Genomic DNA, 24,341 nt, shown 5'->3' with positions numbered 1-24,341 from the left:
GCCCTTAGCTCAGCTGGATAGAGCGTTTGACTACGAATCAAAAGGTCGGGAGTTCGAATCTCTCAGGGCACGCCACTTCTATCTTAAAAAATGAAGTGTGGCGCTAAAAAAACAAACTGAATTGTCGGGAAGTAGCTCAGCTTGGTAGAGTACTTGGCTTGGGACCAAGGGGTCGCAGGTTCGAATCCTGTCTTCCCGACCATGATTGCCCTTTATTAAATGCCGGGGTGGCGGAATGGGCAGACGCAACAGACTTAAAATCTGTCGGGAGTTTCTCCCGTACCGGTTCAAGTCCGGTCCTCGGCACCATAGATCTTCGATGCGGGTGTAGTTCAATGGTAGAACTCCAGCCTTCCAAGCTGGTCGCGTGGGTTCGATTCCCATCACCCGCTCCATCGTCAGAAAGCAGAATGGCTCATCGTCGTTCTGCTTTTTTTGTATTGTCAAAAAGAATAAGAAATCTACGCACCCGCTAGACTAAAAAGGTCGCGTAGATCTCATTGCTTTTGCATTACTGGATCAGCTCATGTCTGTCGAACCGTGTCTGATCTTTTTTGTGGTAGAAACATATGTTTTCGTGTAGAGTAAAGCTATGATCGCTTACCAGATAAAGGTAACGGATCTCTTGCATCTCCTCCTGAGCGATCAGGAGGCTTTTTTCGTTTATGGGTATAAATGTCTACGTCGGCAGCACGGGGTAGTCATGTTTTCAAATTCATGCTTCTAAAGCGGAAGCTTCCTGAAAAAAAGAATGCGGAAACGATTATTCAGCCTGTCCAATTGGCAGTGATACAACAAAACGCGTACGCTTCTCGTTGGAATCACAATGAATCGTCCCGTTATGTTTTTCGATTATATTTTTGCAGATGGACAGTCCAATGCCTGTCCCATTTTGTTTTGTGGTAAAGAAGGGTTGAAATAAAATCTCTGCAATTTCTGGTGGAATCATTTCTCCATTGTTCTCCACACTTAAATACAGCCATCCATCAGAAGACGTAGAGATGACGTGAATGCATTTATCTGTTCGATTCTGTACGGCATCAATCGCATTATTCAACAGATTGACGACGACTTGCTTTAAACCTTCTTCATAACCAGCAAGTGAGCAGGGGTGGATTCGTTTTTCAAAGCGTATGTTTTCTCCCAATAAGCGTGGGGTGATCAGAACTTCGACTTCTTCCAGTAAGCTTTTCATTTCGATAGTTTTAAAAATTTCGTCTAGAATCGGTTTTTTCGAAAAACTGAGAAAGCCTGTAATTTGTCGGTGCAAATTTGCAAACTCATGCATAACAACCTGAATATAGGACTGCAGCTGCGCCTGTTCCCTGGTGGACTCCCCAATCAGCTTCAAAAAGCCTTCGATTGCACAAAGGGGATTACGAAGCTCATGGGCCATATTGGCGGCAATTTTGCCCAGCATCGTCAATTTGTCATTATGCAAATAGGAGATGGTTTCTTCTTTTTGGATCAACTCACGGTTCATCATTTGCTCAAAATGATAAACAGCCCAAAATACACTTTCATCCATGGCTTTGCCGAGCTGGGATTCTAAATAATGCATGTCCTGCGAGGAAAGGGCCCATTTTTGCAGTTCAGGTTGGAGTACCCGCCAGAATACATTTCGATACAACTGATACGTACGCAAAATGGAGGAGAAGGGGTATTCCTGCGAACGCAGCCACTCTCCCATATCCAGTGACCAGGTTTGCATATCTTGATCCACATTTTCCACCAGATAACGGGCTAAGAGCACCGTTCGTTTCTCCGCGAAATCGCGGGGGATTGTTACAGGGATTTCCATACTTCGAATAATTTCTTGCATCCAAATCGTAGTGATATTTGGAGCGAGGTCCAATATTTTCCTAGAAACGTCCATTAGGTTTAGCGTCACAGTACCCACCATCTCTTATCCACCCCACTAAAATCGTAAAGGAAAAGGGATAGGTAAGACAAGGTATAAATTGCCCTTTTTAGCAATAAAATGTTTTTTTTCAGAACTTTTTATCTACAAAATGTGCTGAAAAACGCCTTATTTCGGAAAAATATTTAATCATGAGTCCGATTCTAGTCGCATAAAGTAGAATGGACAGACTTTTGGTGGACCAGGGAGGCGAAGATGGAGGAGCATTTTTGGCTGGGACTGGTACATATATTCATGATTGATTTGGTCCTGAGCAGCGATAACGCAATCGTAATTGGGATGGCCTGTCGGGGGCTGCCGAGGAAGGAACGAGGAAAGGCTGTTTTATATGGAACGCTGCTGGCAGTCATTCTGAGAATCCTTTTGACTTCAATGACAACCTGGATGCTAGATATTCCACTCGTAAAAGCGATAGGCGGGATGCTGTTGCTGTGGATTGCGTGCAAGCTGATGATGGGAGAGCAGGAGGAAATGACTGAAATCTCTCAAAATCAAACAGTAGGTCAAGCTGTGAGGACGATTTTGCTCGCTGACTTTGTGATGAGCCTGGATAATGTACTGGCTGTAGGCGGCGCTGCACATGGAGATTTGCGACTCGTCATTTTGGGATTGGTTATGAGTATTCCGCTCTTGATGTGGGGAAGTGCTTGGGTAGCTCGTCTCATGAACCGTTTCCGCAGCTTAGTGATCATCGGGGGAGGCCTGCTTGCATTTACGGCAGTTGATATGTGTCTGGAGGATCCGTACGTGTGGAAATGGATCAATCCATTCATGTTGAATCATATGTGGTTGCCTGTCATTGTCGCTGGACTCGTCATGCTGTGGGGACGCATGAAAAGAGCGTGAACAGGTAATGAGGAACTACTGTTATGGGGCATACTACAAAGAAAACGAGGCAAGAAAGGAACCGGTTGCAGATGAATACAAGCCTCTTGATGCTGTGGGGATTCTGGGATGAAATCTATCAACGCTGTACCCGGCTCAAGTATATTGAAAAAGGAAACAATATTTTCCGTATCGTTCCTTTGCGTTATCGTGGAGAATCACTGGTAACTTCGGATGGTCAGAGCATTCACAAGGGAGATCTGATTGTAAAGATACATATCCACAACTACTACTTTGCTACCTTGTGTAATGGAGTTAAGGATGAGCTACGTGTGGCATTATTGCTACGGCGTCATATTATGCAATCATTGCCCAAGCTGGCTACTTATTTGGAAGGGATGAATAATCGGGAAGAAATTAAAGGGATTGTCGGGACAACCATGCTGCATAAAGGCGTTCAGCCCTTGGGCTTTTCCATCTCTGATGTACCGATGAACGCCTTGTTCCGATTCAAGCGGTGGTATTTGCGCTTATTGATTCGTCTGATTCATCCAGATGGCAAGCGCAGGGTGCAGACCTGGAGGCAGGAAATACCGTTAAAACGGGTGTATATGTCAAAAGAGCACTTATTAAACCGTTATGGTTCTAATAGCAATGAGCCTTCAGGAGAATTGTTCTAATGGCAAAACGAATTCTGTTAGTTACCGAAGAATGGGCAGGCAGTGGGCACCGAATGGCCGCAGAGGCGCTACATGAAGTGCTGGACTCCCATGAAGGCATAGAACTCTCGAGAATAGTAGGTGGATTAACCACGGCCAGTCCCGCTTTACGGGAGCTGTCCCGTTTTTTTTATCTAAGCATGCTCCGCTATGGCAGGCCCATGTGGCAGCGAATTTACGAGCAAGACCGTCTCTTTGGGACGATACTGAGAATGCCGCTTGGCTGGTGGCTTTCCAGGCGCCTGGAGAACACCCTATTAGAAAAAGAAAACCCGGATGTAGTAATCGCTACGCATGCCTACTGTTTATCGGCGCTAGCGCAATCCAAGCAAAGGATGGCAAAGCCATTTCATTTGGTCAGCATACCAACTGACTATCATTTAAACCGATTTTGGGTGCATCCACAGATTGACACGTATATGGTCGCTCATCAACAGATTGCGGATCGGCTCATTCGCTCGTACCAGGTACAGGCCAGCAAAATACAAGTGCTCGGTATTCCCATACGCCAAGCGTTCAGTACGGCTGCAAAAGTAGACAAGCGCATCTGGAAAAAACAGCTTGGTCTAGAAGAACAATTCACCGTTCTCGTATGCGGTGGGGAAGGCGGTTATGGGAGAATAGCTGAGGTCATGAAGGCACTTGCCAAAGAGATGGAGCCCCTCCAATTGATCGTGATTACCGGAAAAAACGAGAAGCTGTATGAAGAATTGCAAGGATTGACTGGCAAGCATCCTTCTCCCCACCGTATATTACTGAAGAAATTCGAAGCGCAGATGTGGCAATGGATCGGAGCAGCAGATGTATACATAACCAAGCCAGGAGGAATTAGCTGTGCAGAAGCAATGGCACTGCGGACACCGTTGCTTCTTTATCAGCCGTTGCCGGGACAGGAGAGGGAAAACTCTTCCTTTTTGCTTGATCAAAAGGCTGCGGTTCTTGCCAATGACACGGAGGATATCAGGACATGGATCAGGCATTGGCGAAACCAGAAGCAACGCGACAAGATCATTGAGCAGATGGAGCAGGTGCGGCGTCCAGAAGCAGCCCGGGAAATAGCAGAATACTTGCTTCATGTGTAATACGTAAATTTGGAAATGAGAAAAAGAAAAAAGTACGAATGAACAATCCAAGCTTCACACATATTAAACTTACCAACGACGAGGAGGTGATAGAGATGGCTAACAACAACAACGGTTCCAGCAACAACCTTTTGGTACCTCAAGCAAACCAAGCGCTGGACCAACTGAAATACGAAATCGCTTCTGAATTCGGCGTTCAGCTTGGCCCTGACACTACTTCCCGTCAAAACGGTTCTGTTGGAGGAGAGATCACAAAACGTCTTGTCTCCTTCGCTGAACAACAATTGGCTGGACGTGGCTAATTGAATACGCTGGATGAGGAAAGGCACCTGAGGGTGTCTTTCCTTTTGTTGTTGGATAAAAATGGTAAAATTTTACAAGAAAACTTTGTAAACAAACTAGAATAATTTACGGTCAACGGCACGAATCTATATGTGTCAGGAGGTGAAGGGACATGACCGTATCAGCACAAGTGAAGCAAGCTCTTGCCAGCTTGAAAGGTGCACAAGCTGACCTGGAGACATTTGCGCTTAGCACGCAAAACCAGCAAGCGAAGCAACTGTACACACAAGCGGCGGAACAAACCCAGACGATTGTGAACAACCTGCAACAACGGGTAACAGAGCTAGAGAACGAAGAGCCGCAGTACAAAGGATTCTAGGGACGGGCAATAGGGGGAGAGGGTTTCCCTCTCTTCTCGCTTTTCCCCATGGCTGACGGAGGTGGATTATGCCTGACTGGCTGAACATAGCACTACGCACAATCGGTGCTTTGGTGTATTTATTAATCCTCACAAAAATCATTGGAAAAAGACAGATCAAGCAACTTACATACATCGAGTATATCGTCGGTATTACGATTGGCTCCATCGCTGCTTTCATGGCAACGGAAATGGACGGCCCAGCTTATCACAGCTTGATCGCGATGGGTATTTTTGCACTCTTTCCGGTTGTAATGGAATGGCTTTCCCTCAAAAGTAAAAAACTTCGTGATTTTTTCGAAGGCAAATCAACGGTCCTCATCAAGGAAGGCAAAATTTTGGAAGACAACCTGAAAAAGGAACGTTTGACGGCGGAAGATTTAATGGAGCAGCTGCGAATCAAAAACGTGTATAAAATAGCTGACGTAGAATTTGCCCTCATGGAAACAAGCGGAGAAATCAGTGTCCTGCTCAAGTCACAGAATCAGCCTATTACTCCCAAGCTTATGGAATGGTCCGTTGCCCCCGTGGAAGAGGGACAAGTAATCATCATGGACGGCGTCATTATGGACGAGCCGCTGGCGACAGCAGGTCTTAATCGCAGGTGGGTGCGAACTGAGCTACAAAAAGCAGGAGTGGCTCTTGAAAATGTTTTTCTTGCTCAGGTAGACAAAGGTGGAGAGCTGTACCTGGATCTGTATGATGACAAAATTAAGGTGCCACAGGCGCAAGCGATGAAGCAGACCTTTGCCACTTTAAAAAAATGTCAGGCGGATCTGGAGCTGTTCGCTTTGGATACGAAAAATGAACAAATGAAGCTGTGTTACCAACGAGATTCGGAAGAGCTGCAAGACGTAATCGATCAAGTAAAACCGTTTCTGATACGGTAACGAGGAGTGAAAAGAAGTTGGCCGACCAGAAAAAGAAAAAATTGACGCCCGTGCAGCAGGAATATCAGCAGCTAGCAAAAGGACACGAACCGCCCAGACCGCTTCTGCGCAATTTCATCCGTGCGTTTTTAGTAGGGGGTGTCATTTGTTTCATCGGGCAAGGGATACAGGAGCTGTTCATCCAATACTTTGACTTCACGGAGAGGACAGCTGGCAATCCGACAGTAGCCGTATTAATTCTCATCTCCGCTCTTTTAACCGGATTCGGGTTGTATGACCGAATTGCACAATGGGCGGGCGCAGGAACAAGTGTCCCGGTAACAGGATTTGCGAACTCGATTGCCTCAGCCGCCATTGAGCACCGGAGTGAGGGATATGTTCTCGGGGTTGGCGGGAACATGTTTAAATTAGCGGGCTCAGTCATCGTTTTCGGGGTCGCGGCTGCATTCGTCATCGGGTTGATAAAAACGTTGTTCCTGATGGGAGGATAAGCGATGCGCCAGGGTCATCAGTCTTGGGTCTTTGCCACAAGGCCAGTCATAGTCGGTAGAGCGGCGATTGGTGGGCCGTTCGAGGCCAAGGGACCATTGGCAGAGGATTTTGATACACTGCATGGGGATTTGATGCTCGGCCAAGACAGCTGGGAGAAGGCAGAAAGAGTGCTGATGGAGGAAGCGTGCACCAAGGCAATCGAGAAGGCTGGCGTACAAAAAGAAAAGATCGATTTCCTTTTAGCTGGCGATTTGATGAACCAGATTATTTCAGCCAGCTTCTCGGCGCGTACACTCTCCATTCCTTTTCTAGGCCTGTTCGGTGCCTGCTCCACTGCGATGGAAGGGTTGGCGTTGGCAGCGCTCATGGTAGACAGCAAAGCGGCCGATTACGTAGTCGCAGCAACTGGAAGTCACAATGGAGCTGCAGAAAAGCAGTATCGGTATCCAACCGAGTACGGCTCGCAGAAACCGCCAACAGCACAATGGACAGTGACGGGAGCAGGCGCAGCAGTCGTTTCTAATCAGGGAACAGGTCTACGTATTCAATCAGCTACCATCGGTCATGTGGTGGATATGGGAATGACAGATCCATTTAACATGGGAGCTGCGATGGCACCGGCTGCCCTTTCAACCATTGAAACGCATTTTCGGGACTTAGGACTTGCTCACGATCATTATGACTTGGTAGTTACGGGGGACCTCGGAAGAACGGGACATTCGATTTTGTCTGAGCTGCTTCCCAAGCATAATGTGCATGTCCCACTCGAGAGGTATAACGATTGTGGCAAGCTCATTTATGGTGATAATCCCAATGTCTGGTCAGGCGGTAGCGGCTGTGGCTGCGTTGCAACGGTAACCTATGGGCACTTATTGAACCGATTGCAAGCAGGCGAGTGGAAACGGATATTGGTGGTAGCGACAGGGGCATTGTTATCACCTATCTCTTATCAGCAAGGAGAGAGTATACCTTGCATTGCTCATGCCGTAGCCATTGAAGCAGAATAGCTGGGAGGTGACATCATGACGTTTTTATGGGCGTTTTTAGTCGGAGGAATTATTTGTCTGATTGGGCAATTTCTCATGGATGTAGTCAAGCTGACACCAGCGCATACCATGTCGTCACTTGTTGTCGCCGGAGCTGTTCTGGATGGCATTGGGGTGTATGAGCCGTTAATAGATTTTGCCGGGGCTGGGGCGACGGTTCCCATTACTAGCTTTGGAAACGCACTCGTACATGGAGCCATGGCCGAAGCCGAGCAGAATGGAGTGATTGGTATTGTTACCGGGATTTTTGAGGTGACAAGTGCTGGGATTTCTGCTGCCATCGTGTTTGGTTTCATCATGGCGCTCATTTTCAAGCCAAAAGGGTAATCCAGAATTGCGTATCGCTATTTCTTGCCTGTACTGCCAATAACATTGAATTGAACCTGCTTTCACCAACTTGTAGAATGGGTGCTTGAGGAGGGGATGTTCATGTGGTTCCATAAAAAAACGCTGACTACCCTACTGATGGCCATTTTGACCATAGCATTTGTACTGCCGACGAACTCACTCGCAGCTCCTTTATTGCAAAGGGGAAGCGAGAATGGAGATGTATGGGATCTACAATATCGGTTGCAAATCCTTGGCTTCTATCAAGACAGCTTGGATGGCAGCTATGGAGGAAACACTTATCAGGCCGTCAGAAAGTTTCAGAAAGCATATGGATTGACTGTTGATGGGATAGCAGGGAATCAGACGTGGAGCAAGCTAAAGAAAGTTTCTGTGAATCGTTCGGAAATGCAAATGCTCGCGCAGCTCGTCTACTCAGAAGCGCGTGGAGAGGTATTTGAGGGACAGGTAGCGGTTGCAGCAGTTGCAATGAATCGCATGCAATCGGAAACTTTTCCGAACACACTGAGTGGCGTGATATTTGAACCGTACGCGTTTACCGCTATTGATGATGGGCAATTCTGGTTGACTCCAAACAAATCAGCTTACAAGGCAGCATGGGAAGCTGTACGTGGATGGGACCCAACCAATGGTGCTCTCTACTACTTCAACCCAGATACTGCGACTTCTAGTTGGATTTGGTCGCGCCCGCAAATCAAGCGAATCGGTAAGCATATCTTCGCTCGATAACAGATAGTGAAAATGAACTCCCTTGAATCTGGCTTAACGCTGAGATTCAGGGGTTTTTTTTCGATTCACCAAGCATTGGGAAGAATTGTGCATTGTTTTCTGAAAGTGGTTCGGTAAAATGGAAAAAAGGTTACAAACCGATGACAATGGAGGTTGATGATGAAGAAGATGCTGATCCTGGCCTCTCTGGTCGCTCTGACACTCGTAGGGACACCAGCCGTTGAGGCGGAGACAAACACGAATACCGCAACACCTTATGCTGATATTGCAGGACATTGGGCCGAAAAAGAAATCGAAAAATGTTACATAGCGGGTGCAGTAGGTCCATCTGAAGATTTTCGACCAGATGAAGCTGTGACACGCATAGAGCTGTTGACGATGTTTGTGAAGGCAAAGGGAATTGAGCCAGTGCAAACAAATCAGTCGTCATTTAAAGACATACCTGCAGATAGCTGGATGACGCCATATGCTGAAATTGCTTACCGTTTAGGCATCGTTCATGGACAAAAGCAGGGGAAGGACCTTTACTTGCGTCCAAACGACCCCGTTCAAAGGGAGGAGCTCGTATCTATGCTCGTTCGCTCTGCGGGGGATAGCGGAGCCGTGAATCAGCTGAAATGGTCAACTACCATCCAAGCCTTGGCTAAGTACCCTGATGGGAAGCGCGTACAGGAAGTGTATCAGAGGCCATACGTTTATGCACTCCAAAATGGGCTGATAAATGCTTATGCGGACGGCAGCTTGCAGCCGCAAAAACAGATGACACGGGCAGAAGCAGCGACATATGCAGCCTTTCATCTTTTTACAGGGAAAACGAGCGAGCAAAAGACATTGGCAAACGGAACTGCTTTTAAGCAGACGATGACTGTGCAGACGACTGCGTACAGTTATCCCAACGATAAAATTTTGTCCTATCTGGAATATCCGCTCAGAGAAGGTGTTGTTGCTGTGGATCCAAAGGTCATTCCTTTGGGGAGCCATCTGTACGTCGAAGGCTACGGATATGCAGTAGCAGCTGATATCGGTGGAGCTGTCAAAAATAATCACATCGATCTCTATTTGCCTACTGTAAATGAGGCACAAAATTACGGGCTGAAAAAAGGAGTCCAAGTCTTTTTGCTTGATTAAGATAAGTGATAAACATATTTCCTACTCTTTCCACTCATACTAACGTGGAAGGGGTGGGATTTTTTTGTGGATCTGGTTGCTAATAGCATGTATCGTTTTGGTGATCGTATTGTTGTTCACGCCGGTAAAAATAACACTGTATTACGATCGAGCGGGAGAAAATGATCATCTTGTTTTTGAGCTGTCTGTCTGGTTTGGGCTGTTCCATAGAAAATATGACATCCCTATTTTGTTTTTGAAGCAGACAGAGGGCGGACCACAGGTAGTAGCCAAGGTGGAAACCATACAGGGTGGGAATAAAGTAAGAGATACCGTCCGCGATTTTACGCGCAGACAAGCAAAAAAGTGGTATCACAACTACCGCGATGTACTAAAAAAAGTTCGCGATTTACAGCCTTTATTTAATCAATTCTCCAAGCATATTCGCTGTTCGTATCTGGAGTGGCATACGCAAATGGGAACAGGACAAGCTGCAGAAACAGGAGCTTTAACTGGTATCATCTGGGGTGTAAAGACGATGATCATTGGAGTCCTCTCGCATACGATTTCCCTACACGCCATGCCTCGTATGAGTGTGCAGCCCGTATGGAATCAGGCATTGATCCAAACGCGCTTTCAATGTGTGCTCCATTTTTACCTCGGGTATCTGCTCATTACGATGCTGAGAATGGGACTACGCCTCAGAAAATCGAGGGAGCACAAATGGCAAACGAGAACATCCGAAGCGTGAATGTGCACGTAGACTCTTCCTGAAAAAATGCTTGCCTGTACATGCTCTGAATTTATTGTGGGTATGTTAATAAATGAGCATGAGTGAAAGGAGGAGCATACATGGCAGACCACCCGATTCAAGGATTAATGCGGACAGCAATGGAAAATCTGAAACAGATGGTCGATGTGAATACAATCATTGGAGATCCGGTTGAGACTCCAGATGGCAGCGTTATTCTTCCTATATCCAAGGTTGGCTTTGGCTTTGCGGCAGGGGGAAGCGAGTTTCAATATGAGCAACATCACCAAGGAACGATTGGCTATCCATTTGGTGGGGGGAGTGGTGGCGGTGTTTCCATTACTCCTGTAGCGTTTCTGGTTGTTGGGAAGCAAGGGATTCGTTCCATTCCTCTTGAAAATACTACGCATCTGTATGATCGGATTTTGGATTCTGTACCTCAGTTTGTGGAGAAGATGCAGGGCATGTTTGGAAAGCATGAGGAGCCGCAGATTCAAAACACCACCATTATCGCCAAGACGGACGATCATGATCTGGAAGAACTGATGGAACGGGGATAAGTAAAAAGAAAAACAGGTATGCCTATGTTGCTTACAGGCATACCTGTTTTTTCATTAACGTATAAGAATTTATAAGCGTGACCCTTATGAATTCTGGAGCGCATGGAAACTTTCCGCTAAAACGCGGTCGCTCCTCCTTGAGAAAGCCTCGATTGAGGTTTTCTTATAACAATACATTTAAAAACAAGCCGGTTTTCGCCACATGCAAATAATGCATGTTGGAAATCGAAGCAATCGTATACGGTTGGGAACCGACAGCCTCATCATGATACCTGGAAAAGGTACCGATTGGCTTGCTTTGGAGCTCCAGGACTTGTTCACGGAATTGGAGAGACAACCCATGCATGGCTTCTTTAAAATCGGTAAAGCTTTCTTGAACAGAATTTACCCATTTTTGTTCATCCAATACGAGTTCTCCGCTTGGCAGCGAGCTGATCCCATAACGGTTCAATACATCGTTAGTGGCTTTTGCAATCCTCTCAAAGGTAGGAAGCTTTTGCGTTGCCAGAGCTTCTTCGTTCCGTTGCAAGAAATGGTGCATGCTGTTAAAACGGTCTACGAGCTTGCGAGCATGCTGGAGCAAGCGCTCAATGTCCGGCTTGACGGTAAGAACGATCGGCTCCGTCCCGGCATTATGCAGGGTAACAACAACACTATCACTTTCTAGCATGACTTGATTCGTTGCTGATGTTTGTACTTTGCCATTTACATAGCTGGTGGCATCTGCGGCTTGTGTCACAATATGGTCTATTCCGAGTGCGCTTACACTGTTGCCAGACAAATCACGGAGTGTAAAAGCTTGTGCGGCCCCCGTTTTGGTACTGGTGATGACAAGTGATTGCGTGCTCCCAGAGGTTTCGATCCGAGTCGTCAGTCCTGACTGGTTTTGATCCAGCGCTTCCTTCATCCTCGCAAGGCTCTGTTCGTACGTATCAGTAGGAACAGAGAAAAAGGAAAGCAGCTCCTCTTGTTCGCCTGTTATCAGAGAAAACTGTTGAAATCCTTCTCGCACCGAGGTAGGAGAAGTCTTCTCCAGCAAACGGCCAGCATTGGTTTGTCCATTTGCTAAGCGAATAACATCTATGCGATAGGTGGCAGGCTCGGCTTCCGCATGGACTGTTGCTGCAGCCAAATCTGGCTGAGAGCTGATCGCCAGACGCCTGTTGATCGCGCTGTGTGGGCGCTTGGCATCAAACTCTTTGGCAGTTTGGTCCAGAAGGGCGGAATAACGGTACAGGTGCGACAGCGAATCGGACAGCTCTGTCATCCATTGCTGCTGGCGGGTGTAATAGGGCTGCAGGTTGTAAGCAGATATCGGGTCCACCGGTGTATTCAACTTTGCCTGAACCATTTGAAACTGATAACGACCTACCCGTTGGCTGTATGGGACATAACTGACACGGTTCACTTTCATGTTGATCACCTCACCTGCGAATAATTATCGTTAGGATGGAACTACTTTCCATTATAAACGATGTTTATTCCATTTCAATGAGCAGGTCGCCAGTTTCAATCGCTTCTCCTGCTTTGACGTATACGGCTTTGATTTTTCCGTCCATAGGAGCCTGAATGGTTGTTTCCATTTTCATCGCTTCACTTACCAGCAAGTGCTCGCCTTTTCGTACCTTGTCGCCTTCCGAGACAAGAACTTTGAGAACCTTTCCTGGCATCGATGCTCCGAGGTGGGCAGAGTTTTGCGAATCTGCTTTGCGTCTTACCAGCTCGGACACCTGCGCGGATTGATCTCGAACAAAAAGCTCGCGCGGCTGTCCGTTCAGCTCAAAGTAAATGATGCGACGGCCATCGGGATGCAGCTCGCCAATGGCAACAAGCTTGATGATAAGCGTTTTTCCGCGTTCGATTGTAATGGCTGTCTCTTCTCCGGCGCGCAGTCCGTAGAAGAACGTGGACGTGTTCAAAACAGAAAGATCACCGTATTCCTTCATGCGTTGGTCAAACTGCAGGTATACCTGCGGGTACATGATGTATGAAAGGACATCGAGCTCACTCGGTGTACGACCGATTTTTTCCTCCAATTCAGAAGCGACCTGGTTAAAATCGGCAGGAGCGAGTAATTCACCTGGTCGTGCAGTAAAGGCGTCTCTTCCTTTTAACACGAGCTCCTGCAGCTTTTTAGGGAAGCCTCCAGGTGGTTGGCCCAAATAACCTTGGAAGAACTGAATGACAGAGTCAGGGAAGTCGAGGCGTGTGCCTTTTTCCCAAATGTTTTCTTCGTTCAAGTTGTTTTGCACCATGAACAGGGCGAGGTCACCAACTACTTTTGACGAAGGGGTTACTTTTACAATGTCCCCGCACATTTGGTTAACGACAGCATACATGTGCTTGACTTCATCCCAACGGCCTTCCAGCCCGACAGCTTTGGCCTGCTGCTCCAGATTGGTGTATTGGCCGCCCGGCATTTCATGTACATACACTTCTGTGTTGCTTGCTTTCATGCCGCTTTCAAAGCCTTGGTAGTAAGGACGCACATCTTCCCAGTAGTCGGATAATTTGTTAAACGATTCGAGGGACAGCCCCGTATCGCGCTCCGTATGAGCCAAACTCGCGATCAGACCGTTCAGGCTAGGCTGGGATGTCAGACCGGACATGGAGCTTACGCATGCATCGACGATATCTACGCCGGCTTCGATTGCTTTAAGCAGCATAGCAGCGCCGTTTCCGGAAGTATCATGCGTATGCAGATGAATTGGAATTCCGATCTCTTGTTTCAGCGCGTTGATTAGCTCATAGGCAGCATAAGGCTTGAGCAGACCAGCCATATCCTTGATTGCTAGGATGTGCGCGCCCGCCTTCTCCAATTCCTTGGCCAGATCAACATAGTAGGAAAGCGTATATTTGGTTTTCGACGGATCGAGAATATCGCCTGTATAGCAAATAGCTGCTTCCGCTACTTTGCCGCTGTTGCGCACGGCTTCGATTGCGGTTTGCATGCCTGGCAACCAGTTCAAGCTATCGAAGATGCGGAATACGTCTACGCCGTTTTCAGCAGAAGCTTTGACGAACGAGTGAATGACGTTATCCGGGTAGTTCGTGTAGCCTACGCCATTTGCTCCGCGCAATAGCATCTGGAACAGTACATTCGGGATACGCTCACGCAAAATCTGCAATCTCTCCCATGGCGACTCCTGCAAAAAGCGCATAGTCGTATCGAACGTAGCGCCGCCCCACATTTCCAGTGAGAAGAGTCCAGCTCCGAGCTTGCCCGTCGCTTCTGCTACGGAAGCGAGATCATAGGTACGTACACGTGTGGCGAACAAAGACTGATGCGCATCGCGGAAGGTCGTATCAGTAACGAGTACCTGCTTTTGCTCCTGAATCCAGCGAACGAGTCCGTCTGCGCCCTGCTTATCCAAAATTTGTTTTGTTCCCTCCGGATACGGCTGGGCAAAAGGTGTGCGAGGGATACGCGGCGAATCAAAATGCGGCTTTTTATCCAGCTTTTCGAGTCCAGGATAGCCATTGACAATGGTGTTTCCGATGTAAGATAGTAATTTCGTACCGCGATCCTGGCGACCTGGAAAGATGAACAATTCAGGCTTGGTATCGATAAACGAAGTGTCGTAGCTTCCACTTAGGAAATCTGGGTGAGTCACCACATTTTCCAGGAATGGCAGGTTTGTTTTTACGCCACGAATACGGAACTCACGCAGCGTTCTGAGCATTTTCCGTGCGGCCTGATCAAAGTTCGTTCCATAAGTAGAGATTTTGACCAGCAGGGAATCGTAAAATGGGGTAATAATCGCTCCTGGATAGCCGTTTCCGCCATCGAGACGCACACCAAAGCCTCCACCAGAACGCCATGCGGACAAACGTCCGGCATCTGGCAGGAAGTTGTTCTCTGCGTCTTCTGTCGTTACACGGCACTGAATCGCAAAGCCGCTCATTTGAATCTGGCTTTGATTGGCAATGCCGATTTCCTCATCGGACAAAGCATGACCTTCCGCTACGCGAATTTGCGCTTGTACGATGTCGATTCCGGTAATGAGCTCCGTAATCGTATGCTCAACCTGAATCCGAGGATTCACTTCAATGAAATAAAAGCGATTGTCGGGAGTCAGCAAAAATTCGACGGTACCAGCATTGGAATAGCCAGCTTTTTGCATCAGCGTGAGAGCGGATTGGCAAATTTCCTCGCGCAGCTTATTGTCGAGGGAAAGGCTTGGCGCGACTTCAACGACTTTTTGGTGACGACGCTGTACGGAGCAGTCACGTTCGAACAGGTGAACGATGTTGCCGTGGTTATCGCCGAGAATTTGAACCTCAATATGTTTTGGTTGCTCCAGGTAGCGCTCGAGATACACCTTGGCATTACCAAAGGAGGAGCGGGCTTCGGAACGTGCCCGATCAAGTGAATCTTGGAGCTCGTCTTGACTGCGTACGATGCGCATGCCTCGGCCGCCGCCACCGGATACACCCTTGATGATGATAGGATAGCCGTATTCTTTTGCAAAAAGCAGCGCCTCTTGCAAAGTCTCAATCGGCTCAGGTGTACCTGGAATGACAGGAATGTTTGCTTCAACTGCTAGACGTCTTGCTTCTACCTTGTCTCCGAATTTTTCAATCAGCTCCGGAGACGGACCGATGAAGATGATGCCTTCATCCTGGCATCGTTTGGCAAACTCGGCATTCTCGGCAAGGAAGCCGTAGCCCGGGTGAATCGCGTCGATGTCGTTACGTTTGGCAATCTCAATAATGCTGTCAATGTCCAGATACGCTTCAATAGGCCCCTTCCCCGCGCCTACCAGATAGGACTCGTCCGCTTTAAAGCGGTGGATGGAAACGTTGTCCTGTTCAGAATAAACAGCTACGGTACGGATGCCCAGCTCGGTAGCGGCACGAAAGATTCGGATGGCGATCTCTCCACGGTTCGCTACCAATAAACGATTGATTTTTTTCCCTAGCATGATATTCTCTCCCCCTTGGTCTCCTGTGAGACTTATAAAAATTATATATATAGTACAAATATACAAAATTTTCTCTACACAATACACCCTTTTTTACGAAATGGAGTGCAATTCAATGAATCCAGTAATTCCAATTTTTGTGTATGGTTCTCTTTTGGAAGGTTTTTGGAATTACGAGCATTACATCCGTCCGTATGAGCATCGGATCGCTCCTGCGGTCATCAAAGGCGAATTGTATCATCTGCCGCCTGGCTATCCGGGTTTGCTTGCAGGAACTGATGACATTATCGGAGAAGTCGTCTATTTTTCGACGCAAGTCTATGAAGAGGCGCTTACTGGTCTGGATGAGCTGGAGGACTTTTATGAAGCAAACGACCCCCGAAATGAGTACGAACGAATTATCGTGCCGGCACGAGTTTTGGATGGTATCGAAAAGGTAGAGAACGTATACGTCTATTGCTACGTAGATGAGCAATATATAAAGGAAGAAGGAAAGAAGCTTGCACATGGAAACTGGCGCAAATTCATGCTAGAGCAGCAGGCTGAATAGGGATTGCCCGTTTTGCCAAAACTGGTAGGGAAAAGGAAGGAGGGTCCCTGCCATGGAAATTAATAATGGAGCTCCAGCTCAGATATGGCGCTTGTTGATTCCGGAGAGCTACTGGATGTACGTGGATGAAGTGCCAGAAGACGAACTGATTTTTCATTATCGCGACCATATTTACTTTGTAAACAATGATGGTTCTGTTCTAGCAATGCCAAAGCCAGCCTGCTATGATCTCTTGGATTTGGGCACCGTTCTGGAGTATTTGGCTACTTCCGATGATACGATTGATTTTGATGATGAGGGAGAATTCGATTTTGGATTTGTCCTGAAGCAGATGGGCTATATCGTTGCTGTAAAAGAAAAGCGGGCCAAGGCGACGTATCAAATCGAAATCATCAACACGGCGCTGCCCAAATCAAATGGATCTCACTATGAACTAAAAAATGTCCATTTTGTATTTGCTCTTTATCACGCCCTGATGCGCTGCCATGAGCTCAATCAAAAAACAGATTGGGAATATGAGCATGAAGTAGTGAGGATTGTCAAGGTAGAGGCGAACACCTCTGGAAAAGTGCAAGTGAATCTGTAATTTCTACTATTGGCATAGTGAAAAAAAGTGAATGATAGGGTATGATAAACTAGTACATATGATTGATTGGTGAGGAGGAAGAAATCATGACAACAGCTGTAGAGCGTCAAGGCGCATTTGCATTCAAAGGAGCACCAGTTACACTGCTCGGTCCTGAAATCAAAGTAGGGGATACTGCTCCTGATTTCACAGTAGTAGGTGGCGATCTGTCTCCTGTAACTCTGCAAGATTCCAAAGGCACTGTACGCATCATCTCCGTAATTCCGTCCATCGACACAGGTGTATGCGATGCACAAACTCGTCGTTTCAATGAAGAGGCTGCGAAACTGGATGGAGTAACAGTCCTGACTGTTTCCGTTGACCTGCCTTTCGCACAAAACCGTTGGTGCGGTGCTGCTGGTATCGATAAAGTAAAAACAGTGTCTGACCACAAAGACCTGTCCTTCGGTACAGCGTACGGTGTAGCAATCAAAGAATACCGTCTGCTGTCCCGTGCAGTTTTCGTTGTAGATGCAAACGACAAAGTAGTTCACGCTGAGTACGTGTCTGCTGCAGGTGAGCATCCAAACTACGAAGCTGCTATCGCTGCTGCACAAGCTGCGAAGTAAGCAAATCTTAGTCTACAAGCAAGATAAAACCTCTTTTCGTGCAAGTCGCGAAGAGAGGTTTTTTTATTTAGGAAAAAGTCCCTTGACATAAAAGTAACCAGTGGTTATATTATAACCAACGGTTACTAACCGATGGTTACAAAAATGAAGCAGATGGAAATAAGGAGTGCACACTTATGGCAAGCAAACAGGAGATGCGATCGGAAGAAACCAAGCGCGCTATTTTGACAGCCGCGGGTGAGCTTTTTTCCAAAAGAGGTTACGACACGGTATCCATCAGGGAGATTGCAAAGGCAGCCGGGTGTTCCCATACGACTTTGTACATTTACTTTAAAGATAAGGAAGCGTTACTGCATCAGCTCTCCGAGGGGCCGCTGCAAGGCTTGGCAGACCAGATGGACGGGATGCTGCAGGACCACTCTCTTGCTCCTGAAGACTGTTTACGTCAGATCAGCATGCTGTTCATTCGGTTTGCGCTAGCTAATCGTACGATGTACACACTATTTTTCATGACCAAGGCTACCCGAATTGACGAGGATACTACTGAGAGTCAGCTTCAAAAGCTGCGGATACAATTGTTTGATCTGTTCAGGCAGGTGGTGACGAATTGCTTACCTGAGGGAAAAAAGGCGGAAGACTCGCTTGCCTATGCACGCGTCTATTTTTACACTCTGCAAGGCATTGTGGGGACGTACACACATTCCGAGGAAAATCTGGAGAGCCTCTGGGATAGATTGACATCTACCTTTGAGCTGACGATAGACGTGATGCTATCTGGAATCACACAACATGCGAACAATGGAGGGGACTGAAAATGAAAGTAGAACAAATTTCGGAGCATATTTGGAGTATTCGTTCATGGCTGATGATTCCGTTTCGGGTATGGGTAGTTGTGGAAGCGGACGGTGTGACGCTTGTGGATGCAGGTATGCCTTTTATAGCAAAGGGGATCCTTACATTTATTGAAGAGCTTGGTGCTGGTCCCTTAAAACGAATCGTACTTACGCATGGCCATTCCGACCATGTAGGCGCTATCCAAAAAATCATGGAGAAGAATCCGGTTCCGCTATTTGCTCATCAAATCGAGATTCCATATATGGAAGGAGAGCAGCTGTACCCAAGACGCAAGAAGCTAGAAAAAAACGTGCAGGCAGGCTTGGCACAGCCACTGGCAGAAACCGAGCAAGGCGGACTTGCTGCAATTGGAGGATTGCGTCCTTTTCTCACTCCGGGACATTCTCCGGGGCATGTCGTCTATTATCACGAGCAGGATCAAGTGCTGCTAGCAGGAGATTTGTTTACATCGAAAAAGGGAAAGCTTCACCGTCCGATGCCGATGTTTACTGCCGATATGGCAGAGGCATTAAAGAGTAGCCAGATTGTTCGTGAATTGCGCCCAGTGCATCTGGAAGTATGCCATGGGAAGCCGGTAAAAAATCCAGTAGAGCAGCTGGATGCTTATCTTGCGGATACATCAGCTGCTCTCTCTATTCCGACCAGTACGTGGCAGTCATCGTAAGAAACAAGTCATGGCATTTATCCCGCAGAAGGGATCGCTTAAACTTTTGCTCATCAGCACGCTTCTGTAGTTCGTCTCGTTCCATTGGACGTAATCTACGAACCGGTAGCCTCTGGCAGAGTAATAACGGATCAAATGATGAGCACCTTCTGCGGTATCAAGCGCCAGCTCGGCTGCTCCATCCTGCACGGTCGGCGGGTCAGGTCTTCAATTGAGTCGGTTTGTGGCTGAAAGGGTCGAATCATATTTGGCTGTGAAGAGAACCGGCATCTGACATATTTTGCAGCTCCTTTGGCAACAGTTCATTTCTGTAAATTCTGATAGTATAGCACAAAATGTCGAAGTCGGATGAAACGTACCGACTTTTTTTTCGTCTTACTAGAGAGGTGATTGGATGAAAAAGGTAGGAATCGCTGCCCAGCTGTTTCTGACAGCAGTACTTTTAACAGGTTGCCAGAGTAGCTTCTTCAATCAAGCCAAATCACAGGAGCTCGCCCAACCGCCAGAGCCAACTATAGCCTGGAAGGGAAAGTCAGCTACGACAGTGCTGACGTCATCTTGTTGGCAGTATGAAAATGAAGGGCATTGCATCGATAAAGCCGCACCCCCTGAGATTATTGGTGAGATGAAGCCTAAGCCGCTTCAAGTAAATCCTGGTGCAATTTTGTCTGTGACGTATACCGCACCACCCGAGGAAAATTCATTACGGGTAACCCAATGGATCGGCACGAAGCAGATTGAGCAGCTTCTGGAGAATGGCAATCAGTGGAAGGTACCCGATCAGCCAGGGTGGTATTTGTTTGATGTTCGCGGACAATGGACACAAGGTGATGCAGGGCATGCTTTTGTCATTGAGGTCCGGGACACATTGCGTCTGTCGCCGCTGTGAAGCTCTTTTTGGTATACTAGGCGATGAGGGATGACCAAAAGGAGAGACAGCATGCTAGAAGAGTTGATTCGCTTTACGGCAGACGAATTGGATGAAGGGCATACCGTACGGGACGTTTTGCAAAAACGTTATGGGGTATCTCGCCGTTTGCTCATTCGCGCCAAATTTAAAGGAAAAATTACACGCAACGATCAGCTGGTCTTCGTCAACGAGAAGCTGCAAGCAGGCGATGAAATTGTCGTCATGGTGCAAGAGGATGCGGAAGAAACGGTGGCACCTGAGGAAATGCCGCTTGCGATTCGCTTTGAGGACGATGATTTGATGGTGATTGCAAAGCCTGCCGGACTGGTCATTCATCCTACAGGTAACCATGCAAGTGGCACGCTTGCAAACGGAGTGGTCGCTTACTGGAAAAGTCGCGGGGAACACCGGAGATTTCGCGCGGTTAACCGTTTGGATAAAGATACATCAGGTCTTTTGATTGTCGCGAAAAATCAATGGGCTCATGAGCAGTTCAGCAGGATGCAGCAGGATAGAGAACTACATCGTACCTATCACGCGATTGCAGAAGGGGAAGTTCAAGCGGATGAGGGGACACTAGATGGACCGATCGGGCTTGCCGAGGATTCCTTTATTACCAGAATGGTGCGCCCAGATGGACAAGCAGCTCTGACCCATTATCGTGTCATGGCGCGAAGAAACGGGATGACTCACCTGGAGGTAAAGCTGGGAACGGGACGTACCCACCAAATTCGGGTACATATGAGCCATTTCGGGTATCCGCTGGCAGGTGATGATCTGTATGGCGGCGGTCGAGAGTACATCGGGAGGCAGGCGCTGCATGCCGCACGTCTGCGCTTTGTGCATCCCCGTAGTGGTGAGATGATGGATTTTACGGAGCCGATGCCTGCAGATATGCAGGAGCTGGCGAGACGCTTCTTATTGTTGTAAAAGGAACGGGAAATGGCATAGGCAAAAAATTTCGTCATTTTCCTCTGGAAAGTTGAAAGCGTTTTCGATATGATGAGAGTAAGAAATGATAAAACATGAAACAGTGGAAACACTGGGACGACAGCTGGTTGTCTGCGGGGGAGAATCCCGCAAAGATTTTTTTCGTTAGCAGACAAAGCCCAGCTTGCGCCTGACGCATGTTTCGGAACGTTTGACAAGGGGGTATCCCGCGTATTTGTCATGCAACCGATTCGGCTTGGGGGTGAGCTGGGCTTTTTGTTGACTTGAAAAGACGAAGGAGGAGAGAAGCATGGCTTTTTATCAACGTATGGGGGAAGTACCCAAAAAGCGACATACGACCTTTTACAAGCCAAACGGAGAGCTTTACCGGGAGCAAGTGATGGGCACAAAAGGGTTTTCCGGGATTCAGTCCATCTTGTATCATCACAATCCGCCAACACAGGTTCGGGAAACACGTAAATATGCGGATGTCCGGCTGGAATTTGTCGAGCAGGAGGAGTTAAAGCATCAGCATTTTCAAACCTTCAATCTGGAGCCAGGCGGAGATCCGATCTTTGGCAGGAAGTATCTCATGGGCAACAATGACGTCGTAATGGGCGTGTGCGCGCCGACAGAGCCGATGGATTACTTTTATCGCAATGCGGATGGGGACGAGGTGGTATTCGTACATCAGGGGGAAGGGGAGCTACAAACAATTTTCGGTACGCTCGCCTACAAGCCAGGCGATTATCTCGTCATCCCGATTGGTACGACATACAGGATCGTGCCATCGGTTCAGAGTCGGTTTTTAGTGATCGAATCACAAAATGAGATCGTTCCTCCCAAGCGCTATCGCAATGAGCACGGACAATTGCTGGAGCATTCGCCATTTTGCGAACGGGATATACGCGTGCCAGAAAAACTGGAAACGAACGTGGAAAGCGGGGATTTTGAAGTCCGCGTAAAACGCCAATCGGTCGTTTACAGCTACTTTTTTGATTTCCATCCGTTTGATGTGGTTGGCTGGGATGGCTATTTGTATCCGTATGCGCTCAGCATCCATGATTTTGAGCCGATTACAGGACGCATTCATCAGCCACCTCCAGTACATCAGACCTTTGCTTGCCAAAACTTTGTGATTTGCTCGTTTGTGCCGCGGATGTACGATTATCATCCTGATGCTATTCCGGCGCCGTATTTTCATAGCAATGTAGAAAGTGATGAAGTGTTATACTACGTGGAAGGCAATTTCATGAGCCGGAAAGGGATTTATGAAGGCTCGATTACGCTGCACCCGATGGGCATTCCCCACGGACCTCATCCTGGCAAAGCCGAAGCGAGTATTGGCAAGAAAGAGACGAAGGAGCTGGCGGTTATGCTCGATACGTTCCACCCGCTGCGCGTCACTCGGGAGGCACTGCCGATTGAAGATGGGGCATACATGTCAAGCTGGATGCCGCCACGTGATTAGAGAAGAGGGAGAGAGGCATGGAAATTTCCATTCAAGAGATCGATCGTCAGGACAAATACAAGCTGCTAATCGGATGCATCATCCCCAGGCCGATTGCATGGGTGACAACAGTTGGTAGTGACGGTGTCATCAACGCTGCTCCATTCAGCTATTTTAATGTTGCCAGTATTGAGCCGATGATGGTTTCAATCGCTGTCATGCGCAAGCCAGGGAGTCTCATGAAGGATACGGCCAGAAACATTCAGGAGACGGGAGAGTTTGTCGTCAATATGGTCGATGTCTACAACGTCGATGTGATGAATCAAACATCTGCCGACTATCCTTCGACTGTCAGTGAAGCAGAGGCGCTTGGACTTGAGCTCGTGCCATCCGCTCTGATCAAAGCACCGCGGCTTGCTGCTTCGCGCATCCATTTTGAGTGTAAGCTACATCAGATTGTAGAGCTGGGATCACCTACGACAAGTGACTTGATTCTGGGAGAAGTCATCCACGTGCAAGTGGCAGATGAATTGTACCAATCTGGCAGAATTGACGCCAAAGCATTCGCGCCTGTCAGCAGGCTGGCTGGGCATACGTACGCCGAGTTGGGCGAGCTGTTTGACCGCCCCCGCCCAGTATATACACCAGAGAACGATCAAAAATAAGCAGTGAATTCGTATCCAATGAGAAAAGACCGTTCCTTTATAGGGAGCGGTCTTTGCTTGTGTTTGCCCAGCCCTACTCCAGGCCCGGATAATGAGAAACTGCGTCTGGTCGGATCCAGCGATCGTATTCGCCAGAGGTGCTTGCGTTGACAGGTGGGCCATAGGGTGTGGCATTTGGCTCATGACCTAGGGGATGCACGACGTTTTGCTGATAGTAAAAATTGCGATCACTTTGAATGAATGATCGGTCTGCCTGATTGTCAGGAGTGCAGCCCCCGAGCAGACAGACAGCTACTATTATGAGCAGCGGCATCAGTAATCACCTCTTTGGTAGCGTAAACCTGAACCGGCTGTTTCATGCAGGCTTGACCAATATCCGTCCAGGGACGGAGGAGAAATCCCTCTACGGACCATTTTGCCGAAATCGCCCAAAGGGTATCCTGTAGATACAAGGAAAACGGATACTGTAGAGAGGACGGAATGCTATGATGGAAAGACGCTTATATCGCTCACAACAGGATAAAAAGCTATTTGGAGTCTGTGGTGGAATTGCTCACTTTCTCGGAATTGATTCTACATTAGTTCGGTTAGGAGTTGTCGTTTTAGCAGTAACGACAGGAATTCCGATTTTGATTTATATTCTTCTGGCGATGATTATGCCGAAGGAGCCGCGCTCCATTTTTGGCTCGGACGCCTATGACATGTACAATCCTCCCTATCACTCTGGAGCGAGGATGAACGATCTGGATTCTGAGATCGATCGTTTGGAAAAACGTGCACTGGTGCAGGAAGTATATCGCCTGCGAGAGGAATTGGGTAAATATAAAGGGATATAACAAAACGGTCACATCCACTTTTATGAAAAACGTCGAGACGTTTTTCACAGAAACAGGAGACTTTGGACCCTACGGGGACGAGTCTCCTGTTTGGGTAGAAAATGAAAATAAGGCATTTCGACTCAAAATGGTTGGTAACAATTGGAACAATCCGCATAACATGTAAGGTGGATAACGTACATAGGGAGGGAA

General features: G+C 47.6%; 27 protein-coding genes and 3 tRNA genes. 26 read left to right on the top strand and 4 right to left on the bottom strand.

The window, feature by feature from the left end:
• Nucleotides 1-125 precede the first annotated feature (125 nt).
• The 3 genes from SB752_RS23285 (at nt 126) to SB752_RS23275 (ending at nt 395) form a co-directional block, all read left to right on the top strand.
• Nucleotides 126-202 (top strand) — tRNA-Pro (locus tag SB752_RS23285).
• A gap of 19 nt (nt 203-221) precedes the next feature.
• A tRNA-Leu gene (locus SB752_RS23280) sits at nt 222-309 on the top strand.
• A 12-nt stretch (nt 310-321) separates the two neighbouring features.
• Nucleotides 322-395, top strand: a tRNA-Gly gene (locus SB752_RS23275).
• A gap of 368 nt (nt 396-763) precedes the next feature.
• Here the strand turns inward: SB752_RS23275 and SB752_RS23270 are convergent.
• Nucleotides 764-1,903: a sensor histidine kinase gene (locus tag SB752_RS23270; protein WP_410717912.1), complete on the bottom strand. Its 1,140-nt coding sequence runs from the start codon at nt 1,901-1,903 to the stop codon at nt 764-766.
• A gap of 213 nt (nt 1,904-2,116) precedes the next feature.
• Between SB752_RS23270 and SB752_RS23265 the strand changes: the two genes are divergently transcribed.
• The 13 genes from SB752_RS23265 (at nt 2,117) to ytfJ (ending at nt 11,170) form a co-directional block, all read left to right on the top strand.
• On the top strand, nt 2,117-2,767 hold the full coding sequence (locus SB752_RS23265; protein WP_410717911.1) for a TerC family protein: 651 nt from the start codon (nt 2,117-2,119) through the stop codon (nt 2,765-2,767).
• Between the two features lie 23 nt (nt 2,768-2,790).
• Nucleotides 2,791-3,426 carry a YkoP family protein gene (locus SB752_RS23260; RefSeq protein WP_410717910.1) on the top strand — a complete coding sequence of 212 codons (636 nt, stop codon included), beginning with the start codon at nt 2,791-2,793 and terminating at the stop codon, nt 3,424-3,426.
• Nucleotides 3,426-4,547, top strand: coding sequence for an MGDG synthase family glycosyltransferase (locus tag SB752_RS23255; RefSeq protein WP_410717909.1), 1,122 nt, complete (start codon nt 3,426-3,428; stop codon nt 4,545-4,547). The genes SB752_RS23260 and SB752_RS23255 overlap by 1 nt, the downstream gene beginning before the upstream one ends.
• 95 nt (nt 4,548-4,642) lie before the next feature.
• Nucleotides 4,643-4,849, top strand: a complete 207-nt coding sequence (locus SB752_RS23250) for an alpha/beta-type small acid-soluble spore protein (protein WP_103109934.1) — start codon at nt 4,643-4,645, stop codon at nt 4,847-4,849.
• A gap of 152 nt (nt 4,850-5,001) precedes the next feature.
• A complete protein-coding gene (locus SB752_RS23245) occupies nt 5,002-5,208 on the top strand; it encodes a DUF1657 domain-containing protein (RefSeq protein WP_049738220.1) in 207 nt (68 codons plus the stop codon).
• A gap of 68 nt (nt 5,209-5,276) precedes the next feature.
• Complete coding sequence (locus SB752_RS23240; RefSeq protein ID WP_410717908.1) at nt 5,277-6,137, top strand: DUF421 domain-containing protein; 861 nt, start codon at nt 5,277-5,279, stop codon at nt 6,135-6,137.
• Between the two features lie 17 nt (nt 6,138-6,154).
• Nucleotides 6,155-6,628 carry a stage V sporulation protein AC gene (spoVAC, locus tag SB752_RS23235; protein ID WP_410717907.1) on the top strand — a complete coding sequence of 158 codons (474 nt, stop codon included), beginning with the start codon at nt 6,155-6,157 and terminating at the stop codon, nt 6,626-6,628.
• A 3-nt stretch (nt 6,629-6,631) separates the two neighbouring features.
• On the top strand, nt 6,632-7,636 hold the full coding sequence (spoVAD, locus tag SB752_RS23230; protein ID WP_410717906.1) for a stage V sporulation protein AD: 1,005 nt from the start codon (nt 6,632-6,634) through the stop codon (nt 7,634-7,636).
• A gap of 15 nt (nt 7,637-7,651) precedes the next feature.
• Nucleotides 7,652-8,002, top strand: a complete 351-nt coding sequence (gene spoVAE / locus SB752_RS23225) for a stage V sporulation protein AE (RefSeq protein WP_103109938.1) — start codon at nt 7,652-7,654, stop codon at nt 8,000-8,002.
• Between the two features lie 102 nt (nt 8,003-8,104).
• Entirely contained in the window at nt 8,105-8,752 is a 648-nt protein-coding gene (gene sleB, locus SB752_RS23220) for a spore cortex-lytic enzyme (RefSeq protein WP_410717905.1), read from the top strand.
• A 159-nt stretch (nt 8,753-8,911) separates the two neighbouring features.
• A complete protein-coding gene (locus SB752_RS23215) occupies nt 8,912-9,880 on the top strand; it encodes an S-layer homology domain-containing protein (RefSeq protein WP_410717904.1) in 969 nt (322 codons plus the stop codon).
• A gap of 64 nt (nt 9,881-9,944) precedes the next feature.
• Nucleotides 9,945-10,610: a DUF2953 domain-containing protein gene (locus SB752_RS23210; RefSeq protein WP_410717903.1), complete on the top strand. Its 666-nt coding sequence runs from the start codon at nt 9,945-9,947 to the stop codon at nt 10,608-10,610.
• 101 nt (nt 10,611-10,711) lie between these two features.
• Nucleotides 10,712-11,170: a GerW family sporulation protein gene (gene ytfJ / locus SB752_RS23205; protein ID WP_410717902.1), complete on the top strand. Its 459-nt coding sequence runs from the start codon at nt 10,712-10,714 to the stop codon at nt 11,168-11,170.
• A 163-nt stretch (nt 11,171-11,333) separates the two neighbouring features.
• Here the strand turns inward: ytfJ and SB752_RS23200 are convergent, their stop codons facing one another.
• Together SB752_RS23200 and pyc are read right to left on the bottom strand one after the other, a co-directional pair.
• Nucleotides 11,334-12,584 carry a hypothetical protein gene (locus SB752_RS23200; protein ID WP_410717901.1) on the bottom strand — a complete coding sequence of 417 codons (1,251 nt, stop codon included), beginning with the start codon at nt 12,582-12,584 and terminating at the stop codon, nt 11,334-11,336.
• Nucleotides 12,585-12,648: 64 nt separating this feature from the next.
• Complete coding sequence (gene pyc, locus SB752_RS23195) at nt 12,649-16,095, bottom strand: pyruvate carboxylase (protein ID WP_410717900.1); 3,447 nt, start codon at nt 16,093-16,095, stop codon at nt 12,649-12,651.
• Between the two features lie 115 nt (nt 16,096-16,210).
• Between pyc and SB752_RS23190 the strand changes: the two genes are divergently transcribed.
• The 9 genes from SB752_RS23190 to SB752_RS23150 all read left to right on the top strand — a co-directional run bounded on the left by SB752_RS23190 (nt 16,211) and on the right by SB752_RS23150 (nt 23,313).
• Entirely contained in the window at nt 16,211-16,645 is a 435-nt protein-coding gene (locus SB752_RS23190) for a gamma-glutamylcyclotransferase family protein (protein ID WP_410717899.1), read from the top strand.
• A 52-nt stretch (nt 16,646-16,697) separates the two neighbouring features.
• A complete protein-coding gene (locus SB752_RS23185; RefSeq protein ID WP_410717898.1) occupies nt 16,698-17,231 on the top strand; it encodes a hypothetical protein in 534 nt (177 codons plus the stop codon).
• Between the two features lie 86 nt (nt 17,232-17,317).
• Nucleotides 17,318-17,839 (top strand): thiol peroxidase, encoded by a 522-nt coding sequence (tpx, locus tag SB752_RS23180; RefSeq protein WP_410717897.1) that lies wholly within the window; start codon nt 17,318-17,320, stop codon nt 17,837-17,839.
• A 176-nt stretch (nt 17,840-18,015) separates the two neighbouring features.
• A complete protein-coding gene (locus tag SB752_RS23175) occupies nt 18,016-18,651 on the top strand; it encodes a TetR/AcrR family transcriptional regulator (RefSeq protein WP_410717896.1) in 636 nt (211 codons plus the stop codon).
• A gap of 2 nt (nt 18,652-18,653) precedes the next feature.
• Nucleotides 18,654-19,358: an MBL fold metallo-hydrolase gene (locus SB752_RS23170; RefSeq protein ID WP_410717895.1), complete on the top strand. Its 705-nt coding sequence runs from the start codon at nt 18,654-18,656 to the stop codon at nt 19,356-19,358.
• 394 nt (nt 19,359-19,752) lie between these two features.
• Nucleotides 19,753-20,247 carry a hypothetical protein gene (locus SB752_RS23165; RefSeq protein WP_410717894.1) on the top strand — a complete coding sequence of 165 codons (495 nt, stop codon included), beginning with the start codon at nt 19,753-19,755 and terminating at the stop codon, nt 20,245-20,247.
• Nucleotides 20,248-20,298: 51 nt separating this feature from the next.
• Nucleotides 20,299-21,198, top strand: a complete 900-nt coding sequence (locus SB752_RS23160; RefSeq protein ID WP_410717893.1) for an RluA family pseudouridine synthase — start codon at nt 20,299-20,301, stop codon at nt 21,196-21,198.
• A 310-nt stretch (nt 21,199-21,508) separates the two neighbouring features.
• Complete coding sequence (locus SB752_RS23155; protein ID WP_410717892.1) at nt 21,509-22,669, top strand: homogentisate 1,2-dioxygenase; 1,161 nt, start codon at nt 21,509-21,511, stop codon at nt 22,667-22,669.
• Nucleotides 22,670-22,686: 17 nt separating this feature from the next.
• Nucleotides 22,687-23,313 (top strand): flavin reductase family protein, encoded by a 627-nt coding sequence (locus SB752_RS23150; RefSeq protein WP_410717891.1) that lies wholly within the window; start codon nt 22,687-22,689, stop codon nt 23,311-23,313.
• Between the two features lie 73 nt (nt 23,314-23,386).
• On the opposite strand, the gene SB752_RS23145 is transcribed toward SB752_RS23150, so the two are convergent.
• Nucleotides 23,387-23,626: a hypothetical protein gene (locus tag SB752_RS23145; protein ID WP_410717890.1), complete on the bottom strand. Its 240-nt coding sequence runs from the start codon at nt 23,624-23,626 to the stop codon at nt 23,387-23,389.
• A 172-nt stretch (nt 23,627-23,798) separates the two neighbouring features.
• On the opposite strand from SB752_RS23145, the gene SB752_RS23140 reads away from it, so the two are divergent.
• Nucleotides 23,799-24,149, top strand: a complete 351-nt coding sequence (locus SB752_RS23140) for a PspC domain-containing protein (RefSeq protein WP_410717889.1) — start codon at nt 23,799-23,801, stop codon at nt 24,147-24,149.
• The last annotated feature ends 192 nt before the right edge of the window (nt 24,150-24,341 follow it).

The sequence above is a fragment of the Brevibacillus sp. SIMBA_040 genome (genome assembly GCF_046535075.1).
In the GTDB taxonomy this organism is placed as follows: domain Bacteria; phylum Bacillota; class Bacilli; order Brevibacillales; family Brevibacillaceae; genus Brevibacillus.
Note: the sequence above shows the minus strand (reverse complement) of the source record. Positions and strands in the feature narration are given on the sequence as shown.